Origin of the sequence: Actinomadura sp. NBRC 104425 (assembly GCF_030269545.1) — a bacterium.
Taxonomy (GTDB): domain Bacteria; phylum Actinomycetota; class Actinomycetes; order Streptosporangiales; family Streptosporangiaceae; genus Spirillospora; species Spirillospora keratinilytica.
On record NZ_BSTN01000001.1, the window covers coordinates 159,977 to 173,610 of the forward strand.

The window sequence follows — 13,634 nt, forward strand, 5'->3', positions numbered from 1 at the left end:
GCTACCGGCGCTCGCGAGCGTGCCCGTGATCCATCTCACGCGGCGCGGCGTCCGGATCCGGGCCCTTTTCCGGCCTCGTGCCGGCCTGCGGCGCGGAGAGCGGGCCCCGGACGAGCCACTCCCCCGGCGGGCGGCGGGTCGGCTGCAGCGCCGCCGCGATGACCGCGCCGACGACCCCGCCCAGGATGAAGACGTATCCGGCGGCGGTGCCCGGGACCACCAGGTCGCCCTCGGACCGCTTGATCGACATCAACAGCACCGCGAGCCCCCAGGGCACGGCGAACACCACGCCGCCCAGCGGCGACCGCATCGCCCAGGCCGCCAGCCGCACCGCGGCGAAGTTCACCGCGGTCAGCACGATCGCCGCCACCGGCACCGCGCCGACCAGCCACCCTTGAGCGAACGACCCGAACAGCCCGAACAGCAGCCCGAGCACGCCGAGCGCCGCGTAGGCGGCCCCGGCGGCGACCGCCTCAGCCGACGACTCGGCCGACGACTCGGTCTCCGGCCCGGTCGGCGGCTCGCCTGCAGGCGCGGTGGGCCCGGCGTCCGCGTGCCGCACCGGGGGCGTCCCGGTCTCGGACGGCCGCCGGTCGTCGTCCCTGTCCACGCCCGCCAGCGTAGCCCCGCGCCACCGCCGCGGCGAAACGGCCACCCCCTGGGGGCAGGGTCCCTGGACGCCCGGGCGGCGGTCAGGCGGATCCGGCGCGTCCGGCCGGTTCGGCGAACAGGTCGGTCTCGCGGCCGTTGGGGCCGGCGGGGCCCGGCTCGCCCGCCAGCAGGATGAAGTACTCGGTGCCGAAGGCCTGCTGCCCCAGATTGTTCGACAGCGCGAAGAACGGGCCGACCTCGTCGGGCGCCACCGTGATCTGGGTGTGGTGCGCGCGCAGCGCCGCGATCTTGGCGGGCAGGTAGGCGCGGGCGTCCACCTGCGTGGTGACCAGGTGGTCGGGGACACCGGAGCCGAGGTCGTCCAGGCTGGCCACGCGCGGGAACGGCAGCCGCGCCTCGCGCATCACCGCGACGGCGCGCGCCAGCACCGACCGGGGCATGGCGTAGGCGTAGAACTTGGCCACCTGCCAGGGCTCGCCGCCGTCCTGGTACTGCGGGTCGGCGGCCAGGTGGAACGCCCGCCAGGTCACCCGGTGCGCCTGGATGTGGTCGGGGTGGCCGTAGTTGCCCCGCTCGTCATAGGTGACGATCACCTGCGGCCGCACATCCCGGATGATCTTCACCATCTCGGCGGCGGCCTCGTCCACATCGGCCCGCCAGAAGCAGCGCGGGTCGTCGTTGGACGGCGTGCCCATCATGCCCGAGTCGCGCCAGCGGCCCGGTCCGCCCAGGTAGCGCTGGTCGCGCACGCCCAGCGCGGCGCACGCCTCGGCGAGCTCGCCGATGCGGTACTCGCCGAGCCGGTCCTCCTTGTCGGCGGCCAGATGGCGCAGCTCGCCCGGGATGACCTCGCCCTCCTCACCGAGTGTGCAGGTGACCAGGCAGACGTGGGCGCCCTCGGCCGCGTACTTTGCCATGGTCGCCCCGGTCCCGATGGACTCGTCGTCCGGGTGGGCGTGGACGAACAGGATGCGCGGCTCCTTCATAGGATCCGAGCCTACTCACGACGCAAGCGTTGGTCGCGATCGCTGCAGGGGTGATACGGGGCACGCCCGGGTGCGCAGCGTCACCGCCGGGCGCCCCGCCACCGCTCCGCCTTCAGCGGCCGCGCCGGGTGCTAGTTACCGGTGTCCTGGTCGCCTCCGCTGCCGGTGCCGCCGTTGCCGTTGTTGCCTCCGGTACCGCCGTTGCCGCCGTTGCCGGTGCCGCCGTCGTCATCGTCGCCGGTGTCGCCGCCGTCTCCGCCGGGCAGACCGGTGTCGGGCGAGGACGGGGTGTGCGACGGTGTGAGCGTCGGCCGGGTGGGCCGGACCGGCGTGCTGGGCTCGGGGTTCGGACGGGTCGGCTCGGTGTCGCGCGCACGCGTCGGCTCCTCGGGCGTGGGCTCGGGCTCGTCGCTCTCCTCCGGCTCGTCGGTCGCGCTGTCGGTGACCGCCTCCGACGCGGGCGGGCTGCTCGGCGAGCCGGGCTCCTCATCGCCGCGGGACAGCATCACGATGCCGACGATCAGCGCCAGCACCGCGATCGCCGCGACGGCGGCCACGACCGGCCACCGCGAGGACCGGTCGTCGTCCGGGTAGCCGCGGTGCCGGCCCGGCGGGCGGCCGGGCGGCGGGCCCATCGGCCGCACCGGCGGCAGCGCGTCGCGGATCGCCTGGGTCTCGCTGACCGGCTGCTGCATCGGGCCGGTGCGGCCCATGACCCGGGTGGCGTCCGGGGCGCCGTGGCCCGCGGCCATCTGCGACCCCTCGGCCAGCAGCGAGGTGGCCTGCGCCGGGTCGTCCATCCGGGTCTGCGCCGCCGGACCGCTGCCGATCAGCCGCATCATCAGGTGCTGCGCGGTGGGCCGCCGGGACGGCTCCTTGGCCAGGCACGCCGCCAGCAGCGGCTTGAGGTCGTCGGGCACGCCGTCCAGCGTGGGCGGCTCGTGCATCACCCGGTTGATCACCGCGACCACCGTGTCGTCGCCGAACGGCGGGTGGCCGGTGGCGGCGAACACCATGGTGGCCGCCCAGGCCCAGATGTCCACCGCCTCGGTGAGGGTGGCGCCCGCCACCTGCTCGGGCGCCATGTAGGAGGGGGTGCCGATCGCCTTGGTCGCAGCGGTCTGCCCGGTGTCCAAGGCCCGCGCGATACCGAAGTCGATCACGCGCGGCCCGTCCGGCGCCATGATCACATTGTGCGGCTTGAAGTCGCGGTGCACGATGCCGGCCTGGTGGATGGCCACCAGCGCGGTCGTGGTGCCGATCGCCAGCCGCTCCAACGCCGCCCCGTTGAGCGGGCCGTCCTCGATGATCTGCCGGTGCAGCGACTTGCCCGGGACGTACTCGCTGGCGATGTACGGCTGGTCGCCCGCGACGTCGGCCTCCAGCACCTGGGCGGTGCAGAAGCGGGCGACCTGCTTGGCGGCCTGCGCCTCCCGGATGAACCGGTTGCGGGCCGAGGCGTCGGCGGCCAGGTCGGCGCGCAGCAGCTTGATCGCGGCCTGGGTGCCCGAAGACGGGTCGACACCGAGGTACACCACGCCCTGCCCGCCTTCTCCGAGCCGTTCGACCACGTCGAACGAACCCAGCCGCCGGGGATCACCCGGCTGCAGCTCCGGCATGGACCACTCCTTACAGCCCGCGACGACATATGCGATGGGGGAGCTTTGAGCTTACGCGAGCCCGGTGACGGGCACGGGCCGTTCCCCGCCCGCCGCGATCGCCGGCCGTCGGCCGGTGCGGTCGCCTGCGGACGCGTGTCGGCAACCCCGGTCCTGTCTAGAGCACTGCCCGCCCCGGTTCAACCGGCATGCCGGAATCGACCCCGGTTCCTGGTCACGTCTCGGTCACGTCTCGGTCACGTCACGCGCCGCGCCGCGGGCCGCGCGGCCCCGGTGCGGGGCACCCGTCACGCGCGATGCCCGCTCCGGCTGGCAGACTCGTAACGCGTGAGCGGCGCCCAAGGCGACCAGGGCCAGACCAGGGCTAACGGTGGGGAGACACGGCAAGTGAGCATCAGCTTTCCGCGGCAGAGCGCGCGTACGCGGCGGTTCACCCTCGGCGTCCCGCGGGCCTTCCAAGTGGCGCCGGACGGGTCGCGTGTGGTGTTCCTGCGCACCCGGGCGGGCGACGACCCGGTGACGTGCCTGTGGACGCTCGACCCCGCGTCCGGCGAGGAGCGGCTGGTCGCCGACCCGGCGGCGCTCGACCTGCCCGGCGAGCAGGACCTGCCGCCCGAGGAGCGCGCCCGCCGCGAGCGGGCCCGCGAGCAGGCGGGCGGCATCGTCGGCTACGCCGTGGACCGCGACGTGCGCCAGGCCGTGTTCACGCTGGCCGGGCAGCTGTTCCTCGCCGAGCTGGACACCGGGCGGGTGCGGAGCCTGCCCGCCGCCACCCCCGTGTTCGACCCGCGTCTGGACCCGGCCGGGCGGCGCGTGGCGTACGTGTCCGGCCGCACCCTGCGCGTGCTGGACGTGGCGAGCGGCGAGGACGCCGCGCTGGTGACGCCCGAGTCCGAGCAGGTGTCCTACGGACTGGCGGAGTTCATCGCGGCCGAGGAGATGAACCGCATGCGGGGCCACTGGTGGGCGCCCGACGGCGAGACCCTGCTGGCGGCGCGGGTGGACGAGACGCCCGTGCTGCGCTGGCACATCGCCGACCCCGCCAACCCCGAGCGGTCCCCGGTCGAGGTGGCCTACCCGGCGGCGGGCACGCCGAACGCCATCGTCTCGCTGGTGCTGCTGAAGCTGGACGGCCGCCGCACGGCGGTCGCCTGGGACCGCGGCGAGTTCCCCTACCTGGTCACCGCCGTGTGGGACGGGCACGGCCTGCTCATCGTCGTGCAGACGCGCGACCAGCGCGTGCAGCGGCTGCTCAAGGTCGATCCGTCGTCCGGCGAGACGACGCTGCTGCACACTCTGCACGACCCGGTGTGGACCGAGATCGTGCCGGGCGTCCCGGCGCGGCTGGGCAGCGGCGAGGTCGTGTGGGTCGTCGACGACCGGGACAGCGACACCCGCCGCCTGACCGTCGCGGGCAAGCCCGTCACCCCGCCGGGGCTGCAGGTGCGGTCCGTGCTGGGCGTGGAGGGCGAGACGGTGCTGTTCACCGCCTCGCAGGAGCCGACCGAGGCGCATGTGTGGTCCTACGGGCCGGACGGGGTCGTGCGGCTCACCGACGGCCAGGGGGTGTTCTCGGGCGTCCGCTGCGGCGAGGTGACCGTGCTGACCGGTTCGCGGATGGACCGGCACGGGGTGTCCACCGAGGTCCGCGGGCCCGGCGGCGCCGTCCACCCGATCGCGTCGCGGGCCGAGACCCCGGTGGTGGCGCCGCGGGTGGAGCTGCTGCGCGCCGGCGAGCGGGAGATCCGCACGGCCGTGGTGCTGCCGGCGGACTGGAAGCTCGGCGACGGGCGGCTGCCGGTGCTCATGGACCCCTACGGCGGCCCGCACGCCCAGCGGGTGCTGGCGGTGCGGCGCGCCTACAACGAGGCCCAGTGGCTGGCCGACCAGGGCTTCGCCGTCGTGATCGCCGACGGCCGCGGCACCCCGGCGCGCGGCCCGGCCTGGGAGCGCGCGGTGGACCGCGACTTCGCCGGGCCGGTGCTGGAGGACCAGATCACCGCGCTGGAGGAGGCCGCCCGCCGCCACCCCGGCGCGCTGGACCTGGGCCGGGTGGGCATCCGCGGCTGGTCGTTCGGCGGCTGGCTGGCCGCGCTGGCGGTGCTGCGCCGGCCCGACGTGTTCCACGCGGCGGTGGCGGGCGCCCCGCCCACCGACTGGCGGCTGTACGACACCCACTACACCGAGCGCTACCTCGGCCACCCGGACGAGGAGCCGGACGGCTACGCCGCCAACTCGCTGATCGAGGACGCGCCGCGGCTGGAGCGTCCGCTGCTGCTGATCCACGGCCTGGCCGACGACAACGTGGTGGCCGCGCACACGCTGCGGCTGTCCAGCGCGCTGCTGGCGGCCGGGCGGCCGCACACCGTGCTGCCGCTGTCCGGCGTCACCCACATGACGCCGCAGGAGGTCGTCGCGGAGAACCTGCTGAACCTGCAGGTGGACTTTTTGAAGAACGCGCTGGCCGAGCGCAGCGCGTGAGTCACCGCGAGGGCTCCCTCTCGCCGTGCCAGGAGGCCCAGAGCGCGGCGTAGGAGCCGCCCGCGGCGAGCAGCTCGTCGTGGGTGCCGAGCTCGGTGATGCGGCCGTCCTCCACGACGGCCACGCGGTCGGCGTCGTGCGCGGTGTGCAGGCGGTGCGCGATCGCCACGACCGTGCGGCCGTCCAGCACGGCGGCCAGGGTGCGTTCGAGGCGGCGGGCGGCGCGCGGGTCGAGCAGGGACGTCGCCTCGTCCAGCACCAGCGTGTGCGGGTCGGCCAGAACGAGCCGGGCCAGCGCGAGCTGCTGGGCCTGGGCGGGCGACAGCTCCTCTCCGCCGGCGCCCACCCGCGCGTCCAGGCCGGGGCCGTCCCAGTCGACGGCCCGCAGCGCCGCCTCGGCCTCGGCGTCGCCGACCGGCCGCGCCATGAGCAGGTTTTCGCGGACGGTGCCGTGGAACACGTGGTGGTCCTGGGTGACCAGGGCGACGTGGCCGCGCAGGTCGTCCAGCGGCAGGTCCACCAGCGGGACGGCGCCCGCGCCCTCGCCCACGGTGACGGTGCCGGCGCGCGGCCCGTCCACCCCGGCCAGCAGGCGTCCCAGCGTGGACTTGCCCGCGCCGCTCGGCCCCACCACGGCCAGCCGCTCGCCGGGGCGCAGCGTCAGGTCGACGCCGTGCAGGACGTCATGGCCGTCGCGGTAGGCGTAGTGCACGCCCCGGGCGGCCAGGCGCTCCCCGTCGGGCCGCGCGGTGCCCGGGGAGCGGTCGGGCGGGACCCTGCCTACGACATGGCCGACGCCCAGCAGCCGGGCCAGCGACGCGCCGCCCAGCTGCAGCTCGTCCAGCCAGGTGAGCAGCACGTCCACCGGGCCGACGAGCTGCTGCACGTACAGGGTCGCGGCGGTCACCTGGGCCAGCGACGCCATGCCGTGGATGTGCAGCAGGCCGCCGGCGAACACGGTGGCCGCGACCGGCAGCACGTAGGAGAACTCGGCCACCGGGACCAGCACGGTGCGCAGCCCCAGCGAGTAGCGCTCGGCGCGGTAGGACCGGTCGATGTCGTCGTCGCAGCGCCGCACCCGCCGCCCGGCCAGGCCCAGCGCGTCGACGGTGCGGGCGCCCTGCACGGTCTCGGTGAGCCCCTCGGTCAGCTGCGCCCAGGCGGCCATCTCGCGCCGGTAGGCGGCGCCGGCGCGGCGCAGGTACCAGCGCATCACGGCCCACAGCAGCGGGACGACGACCAGGCACGGCAGCGCCACCAGCGGCCCGGTCAGCACCAGCGCGCCCAGCGTGAACGCGATCGACAGCAGGGAGATCGCGATCTCCGGCGCGGCGTGCCGGACGGCGTTGGACAGGGTGTCGACGTCCCGGGACGTGCGGCTGAGCAGGTCGCCGGTCCCGGCGCGTTCGACGCGCGACAGCGGCAGCGCCAGCACCCGTCCGACGAAGTCCTCCCGCAGGTCGGCCAGGATCCGCTCGCCCAGCCGCGCGGACGCGTAGTAGGCGTAGCGGGTCAGGACGCCCTGCGCGACCACGAACCCCGCGATGGCCAGGGCGACGGTGTCGATGTCGGCGGCGCCGCGCTCCACCCCCTCCGCCAGGCCGCCCAGCAGCCGCGGGGTGACCAGCCCGGCCACCGCGGCCAGCGCGTGCAGGCCCAGCGCGCCGAGCAGGGCGCGGGGACGGCGCAGCAGCAGGCGCCGGGTGTGCGCGCGCACCTGCGCCGACGTCGCCACGGGCAGGATCTCGGAGCTCACGGCCGGTGGTCCTCCTGGGTCGTCATGCCGGCTTGTCGAAGACGGCCGCCCCGCCGGGCGCCGTCGGAAGGCGTGTCAGGGGATGTCCTCGCCGCGGGTGACGGCGGCGGCGTAGCGGGGCTCGGACGCCAGCAGGTCGCGGTGGCGCCCCTCGGCGACCACCGCGCCGTTCTCGACGAAGGCGACGTGGTCGGCGCGGTCGAGCATGAGCGGGCTCGTCGTGCACACCACGGTGGTGCGGCCCGCGCGGGCGGCGCCGAGCCGGTCGGCGATGCGCGCCTCGGTGTGCGCGTCGACGGCGCTGGTCGGGTCGACCAGCACCAGCACCTCGGGGTCGGCCGCCAGCGCGCGGGCCAGCCGCAGCCGCTGCCGCTGCCCGCCGGAGAACTCGCGCCCGGCCTCGGCGACGTGCGCGTCCAGGCCGACGGCCGCGGCGATGTCCTCGGCGGCGGCGGCCCGCAGCGCCGCATGCAGCGCCGCGTCGTCCACCGGGCCGCCGAAGCCCGGGGTGAGGGCGTCGCGCAGCGTCCCGGAGAACAGCAGGTCCTCGTTGACGGCGACGAGGATCCGCTCCCGCACGCCGGCGACGTCGCGCAGCGGGACGCCGCCGTAGGAGACCTCGCCGTCGGCGTGCCGGCCGAGGCGGTCGGCGATGGCCTGGGCGTCGCGCGGGTCGGCCGCGGCGACCGCGGTGAGCCGCCCGGGCCGCACGACCAGGCCGGACTTGGCGTCCGCCAGCTCGGCGGGCCCGGCCGGGGCGACGGCGCCGGTGTCCGGCAGGTCGGGTTCGGTGCGCAGCACCCGCACGACCCGCCCGGCCGCGACGTGCCCGCGGGTGAGCTTGCCCGCCGCCTCCCCGATCGTCTTCATCGGCGCGATAAGGAACACCGCGTACCCGTAGCCCGAGACCAGGTCGCCCACGCTGATGGCGCCGGAGGCGGCCAGCCGCGCGCCCACCCAGGTGACCGTGGCGAGCAGCAGCCCGAGCAGCAGGGTCTGGGCGCCCATGATCCGCGAGTCGGCCCACGCCACGGCCGTGCCCGCCCGGCGCACCCGCTGCGACTCGTCCCGGTAGCGGTCGGCGAACAGCGCCTCGCCGCCGATGCCGCGCAGCACCCGCAGGCCCGCCACCAGGTCGGTGGCCCGGGTGTTCAGCTCGCCGACCAGCTCGCGGTGGCGCTCCTCGCGTTCGCGCAGCGGCCGCAGCATCGGCCCGCCCACCGCCAGGAGCACCGGGACGCCGACCAGCACGACCAGGCCGAGCGGCGGCGAGGTGACCAGCATCAGGGCCGCCACCACGACGACCGCGGCGACGGCGCCGCTGCCGCGGGCCAGGATGTCCAGGCAGTCGCCGATGTCGTCCAGGTCCGACACGCCGACGCTGACCACCTCCCCGGCGCCGATCCGGCGCGGCAGCGTCCCGCCGAGCCGGGTCGCCTGCCGGGTGACGAGCTGGACGGTGCGGTAGGCGGCGGCCAGCCAGTTGTACACGGCCATCCGGTGCCGCAGCGTCGCGGTCGCGGCGACGCCGACGCCGAGGGCGAGCAGCACGGCCGACCACAGGGCCAGGGCGGACGCGTCGCGGGCCGTCACGCCGTCGTCGACCGCCCGGCCGATCACGGCGGGCAGGAGCGCCTGGCAGAGCATCCACCCGATGCCGAGGACCGCCCCGGCCAGCACGGTGCGCCACTGGCAGCGCGCCAGCCACAGCAGGTAGCGGGTTGGCGAGCGCACGTCGGGGGTGCCGGGGTCGGCGACCGGTAAGCGCTTCACGGGGCGAAGAGTATGCGGCGCCCATCCGGAGTTCGACTGGTTTTTGCGGCGCACATGGCCTGTTCCAGGGGCTATTGCGATGTTCCCTGGGTGCGGGCGGTCGACCGGAGACGCTAAGGTCGGTGTGTACGGAGCGGCCCCGCACCGCTCCCCTGAGCCGCGACCCGCCGACCGCCGCGATCGACGACCGCGATGCGCGCGCCGCGGTCCGGCCCGTGGTCGCGGGACGGTCGTCGTCCGTGGGAGCACCGTCCGTGGGAGCACCGTCCCTGCAAGCGGCAAGGTGCCCCGTGCCGTCAGACCGCCGACAGTCCGGAACCTCAGTGAGCACGATAAGCCAGCACAGCCGTCCCGCGGCGCCACCGGGCACCGAGGACAGGATCGACCTGCTCCTCATCGACGACGACCCCGGCAACGTCCGCGTGGTCGAGAAGATGCTGACCGAGGCCGGGCTGGACATCGGCATGGCCGTGGCCGACAGCCTGGACGCGGCGCGCCGCCGGCTGACCCGCCGCATCCAGTGCGTCTTGGTGGACCTGTCCACCCCGGGCATCGACCATCTGGAGGGGCTGCGGCAGGTGCTGGACATGGCCGAGCACGCCGCGGTGGTGGTGCTGACCGGCCTGGCCGACGCGCACCTGGGGGTGCGGGCGGTCGCCGCGGGCGCCGAGGACTACCTGGTCAAGCAGGAGGTGGACGGGCCGCTGCTGGCGCGCGCCATCCGCTACGCCATCGAGCGCAAACGCGCCGAGAAGAGCGAGCGGCGGCTGGTCGAGGCGCGCATCCTGGGCCGCGAGAACGCCCGGCTGGAGCGCGGCCTGCTGCCGGTGCCGCTGATCGACGACCCGTCCATGCGGCACGTCACCCGCTACCGTCCGGGCCGCCGCCGGGCCCTTCTGGGCGGCGACTTCTACGACACGGTGCAGACCGAGGGCGGCGCGGTGCACCTGATGATCGGGGACGTGTGCGGGCACGGCCCCGACGAGGCGGCGCTCGGCGTGCAGCTGCGCATGGCCTGGCGGACGCTGGTGCTGGCCGGGCACACCGGGCAGCAGCTGCTCGGCATCCTCGACACCGTCCTCGGCCACGAGCGGCGCAGCGAGGAGCTGTTCACGACGCTGTGCATGGTGACGGTGGCGCCGTCGCGCCGCACCGCGCGCATGCATCTGGCCGGGCATCCGCCGCCGCTGCTGTTCCGGCACGTCCCCGGCGGCTCCGGCGGGGAGGCCGGTATGGAGGTGGCGGCGCTGCCCGACTACGCGCACGGGCCGGCGCTGGGCCTGGTGCCGGGCGCGGAGTGGCCCACCACCGAGATCGACCTCGGCGAGTCGTGGGAGCTGATGCTGTACACCGACGGGCTGATCGAGGGGCGGGTCGGCGCGGGCCCGGCCCGGCTGGGCACCGAGGGCCTGGTCGACCTGGCGCGCAGCGCCCGCCGCCGCGGCTTCACCGGCCGTGCGCTGATCGACGAGCTGGTCAACGAGGTCGAGGCGCTGAACGGGGACGCGCTCACCGACGACCTGGCCGTCCTGCTGCTGTCGCACACGCGGTCCACCTGACGGCCGCGCCGGGGCCGAGGGCACAGCGGCGGAACACAGAAAGACCCGAATACCAGGGTCAAAGTTCCCTTACCACGTGTGAAGTCCCTCACGTTCCGGCCAGCATCAAATGGGCGAAATGCCCGGTCCCGCACGGGCTATAGCCATCGGCTATGGAAACAAGGCCCGTGATGACTTGGAACTCTCGCCACAGGCAGGCATAACTTCGCTGCGTGGCTATTGCGATACCCGCGATCTACCGGACGACGGTCGGCAAGAAGGCCGTCATGGCCGTCACCGGCGCCGTGCTGGTGCTCTACCTGATCGCGCACATGATCGGGAACCTGAAGATCTTCTTCGGGGCGGAGGACTTCAACCACTACGCGCACTGGCTGCGCACCATCGGGGAGCCCGCCGTCCCGCACCGCACCGTGCTGACGCTCATCGAGGTGGTGCTGGCAGCCTCGGTCGTCCTGCACATGTGGTCGGCGGTGTCGCTGGCCAGGCGCGCGTCCGCCGCCCGGCCGGTCAAGTACCAGGCCAAGCGCAAGTCGCACGCGCAGGGTTACGCCACCCACACCATGCGGTACGGCGGCGTCATCATCCTGCTGTTCGTCATCTGGCACCTGCTGGACCTGACGTTCCTGGTGGTCAACCCCAAGGACTCCGGCGCCACCCCCTACGAGCGGATGGTCGCCGACTTCGCCCCCGAGCGCTGGTACATCACGCTCTGGTACGTGCTGGCCGTGATCATGGTCGGGTTGCACCTGCGGCACGGCATCTGGAGCGCCTTCCAGACCCTCGGCCTGCGCACCTCCCGCGGCGACGGGCCGCTGCGCGCCCTGGCCACCGCCGTGGCCGCGGTGGTCACCGTGGGCTTTCTGGCCGTGCCCCTCTCGATCACCTTCGGATGGGTGAGCTGACATGACCGACGACGGCTTCTACACCACCGGCGACCCCATCGCCGACACCAAGGCCCCGGCCGGGCCCATCGAGGAGCGCTGGACCAAGCGCCGCTTCGAGGTCAAGCTGGTCAACCCCGCCAACAAGCGCAAGAAGACGATCATCGTGGTGGGCACCGGGCTGGCCGGCGGCTCGGCCGGCGCCACCCTGGCCGAGGCCGGCTACCACGTCGTCCAGTTCTGCTTCCAGGACAGCCCGCGCCGCGCCCACTCCATCGCCGCGCAAGGCGGCATCAACGCCGCCAAGAACTACCGCAACGACGGCGACAGCGTGTACCGGCTGTTCTACGACACGGTCAAGGGCGGCGACTTCCGCTCCCGCGAGTCCAACGTGCACCGGCTCGCCGAGATCTCCACGCAGATCATCGACCAGTGCGTGGCGCAGGGCGTGCCGTTCGCCCGCGAGTACGGCGGCCTGCTGGACAACCGCTCCTTCGGCGGCACCCAGGTCTCGCGCACCTTCTACGCCCGCGGCCAGACGGGCCAGCAGCTGCTGCTCGGCGCGTACCAGGCGATGATGCGGCAGGTCGACGCGGGCAATATCGAGCTGTACCCGCGGCACGAGATGCTCGACCTGATCATGGAGGACGGGCGGGCCCGCGGCGTCGTCGTCCGCAACCTGCTCAACGGGGAGATCAAGCACTTCACCGGCGATGCGGTCGTGCTGGCCACCGGCGGGTACGGCAACGTGTTCTTCCTGTCCACCAATGCGATGGGCTCCAACGTCACCGCGACGTGGCGGGCGCACAAGCACGGCGCGTACTTCGCCAACCCCTGCTACACGCAGATCCACCCGACCTGCATCCCCTACAGCGGCGAGCACCAGTCCAAGCTCACGCTGATGTCGGAGTCGCTGCGCAACGACGGCCGCGTCTGGGTGCCCAAGAAGGCCGGCGACAAGCGCAAGCCGGCCGACATCCCCGAGGACGAGCGCGACTACTACCTGGAGCGCATCTACCCCTCGTTCGGCAACCTGGTGCCCCGCGACATCGCCTCCCGCGCCGCCAAGAACGTCTGCGACGAGGGACGCGGCGTCGGCCCCGGCGGCCAGGGCGTCTACCTGGACTTCGCCGACGCCATCAAGCGCCTCGGCCGCAAGACCGTCGAGGCCAAGTACGGCAACCTCTTCGAGATGTACGAGCGCATCACCGGCGAGAACCCCTACGAGACGCCGATGCGCATCTACCCCGCCGTCCACTACACGATGGGCGGGCTGTGGGTGGACTACGACCTGATGTCCAACCTGCCCGGGCTGTTCGTGATCGGCGAGGCCAACTTCTCCGACCACGGCGCCAACCGGCTCGGCGCCTCCGCGCTGATGCAGGGCCTGGCGGACGGCTACTTCGTCCTGCCGGTCACCATCGGCGACTACATCGCCCGCAACAGCGACCTGCCGCCGGTCGACCCCGCGGCGATCAGCGAGGCCGAGACCCGGGTCCGCGAGCAGATCGACAAGCTGCTGTCGATCGACGGCGACCGCACCGTCGACTCCTTCCACCGCGAGCTCGGCCACATCATGTGGGAGTACTGCGGCATGGAGCGCACCGACGAGGGGCTGCGCAAGGCGCTGGAGCTCATCCCCGCCCTGCGCGAGGAGTTCTGGTCCCGCGTCAAGGTCACCGGCAAGGGCGAGGAGCTCAACAAGGAGCTGGAGAAGGCCGGCCGCGTCGCCGACTTCCTGGAACTGGCCGAGCTGATGTGCATCGACGCGCTGCACCGCACCGAGTCGTGCGGCGGCCACTTCCGCGCCGAGAGCCAGGACGAGGACGGCGAGGCCAAGCGCGACGACGAGAACTTCTCCTACGTCGCCGCCTGGGAGTGGGCCGGCGCCGGCAAGCCGCCCGTGCTCCACAAGGAGCCCCTCGAGTTCGAATACGTCAAGCCCACTCAGAGGTCGTACAAGTAAT

Annotated in this window: 9 protein-coding genes; 4 read left to right on the plus strand and 5 right to left on the minus strand. The window is 74.1% G+C overall.

Going from position 1 to position 13,634, the window contains the following annotated elements; genetic code table 11:
- Position 1: 1 nt before the first annotated feature.
- From QSK22_RS00790 to QSK22_RS00800, 3 genes are all read right to left on the minus strand, one after another.
- On the minus strand, positions 2 to 610 hold the full coding sequence (locus QSK22_RS00790) for a DUF6113 family protein (protein ID WP_285491922.1): 609 nt from the start codon (positions 608 to 610) through the stop codon (positions 2 to 4).
- Positions 611 to 692: 82 nt separating this feature from the next.
- Positions 693 to 1,598, minus strand: a complete 906-nt coding sequence (gene mshB / locus QSK22_RS00795; RefSeq protein ID WP_285491923.1) for an N-acetyl-1-D-myo-inositol-2-amino-2-deoxy-alpha-D-glucopyranoside deacetylase — start codon at positions 1,596 to 1,598, stop codon at positions 693 to 695.
- Between the two features lie 131 nt (positions 1,599 to 1,729).
- Entirely contained in the window at positions 1,730 to 3,217 is a 1,488-nt protein-coding gene (locus QSK22_RS00800; RefSeq protein WP_285491924.1) for a serine/threonine-protein kinase, read from the minus strand.
- Between the two features lie 387 nt (positions 3,218 to 3,604).
- On the opposite strand from QSK22_RS00800, the gene QSK22_RS00805 reads away from it, so the two are divergent.
- Positions 3,605 to 5,698 (plus strand): S9 family peptidase, encoded by a 2,094-nt coding sequence (locus QSK22_RS00805; protein WP_285491925.1) that lies wholly within the window; start codon positions 3,605 to 3,607, stop codon positions 5,696 to 5,698.
- Between the two features lies 1 nt (position 5,699).
- On the opposite strand, the gene QSK22_RS00810 is transcribed toward QSK22_RS00805, so the two are convergent.
- Both QSK22_RS00810 and QSK22_RS00815 read right to left on the minus strand, forming a co-directional pair.
- Entirely contained in the window at positions 5,700 to 7,454 is a 1,755-nt protein-coding gene (locus QSK22_RS00810; RefSeq protein ID WP_285491926.1) for an ABC transporter ATP-binding protein, read from the minus strand.
- 75 nt (positions 7,455 to 7,529) lie between these two features.
- A complete protein-coding gene (locus tag QSK22_RS00815) occupies positions 7,530 to 9,227 on the minus strand; it encodes an ABC transporter transmembrane domain-containing protein (RefSeq protein ID WP_285491927.1) in 1,698 nt (565 codons plus the stop codon).
- 323 nt (positions 9,228 to 9,550) lie between these two features.
- Between QSK22_RS00815 and QSK22_RS00820 the strand changes: the two genes are divergently transcribed.
- From QSK22_RS00820 to QSK22_RS00830, 3 genes are all read left to right on the plus strand, one after another.
- Positions 9,551 to 10,786 carry a PP2C family protein-serine/threonine phosphatase gene (locus QSK22_RS00820; RefSeq protein ID WP_285491928.1) on the plus strand — a complete coding sequence of 412 codons (1,236 nt, stop codon included), beginning with the start codon at positions 9,551 to 9,553 and terminating at the stop codon, positions 10,784 to 10,786.
- A gap of 212 nt (positions 10,787 to 10,998) precedes the next feature.
- Positions 10,999 to 11,688, plus strand: coding sequence for a succinate dehydrogenase cytochrome b subunit (locus QSK22_RS00825; protein WP_285491929.1), 690 nt, complete (start codon positions 10,999 to 11,001; stop codon positions 11,686 to 11,688).
- 1 nt (position 11,689) lies between these two features.
- Positions 11,690 to 13,633 carry a fumarate reductase/succinate dehydrogenase flavoprotein subunit gene (locus QSK22_RS00830; RefSeq protein ID WP_285491930.1) on the plus strand — a complete coding sequence of 648 codons (1,944 nt, stop codon included), beginning with the start codon at positions 11,690 to 11,692 and terminating at the stop codon, positions 13,631 to 13,633.
- Position 13,634 lies beyond the last annotated feature (1 nt).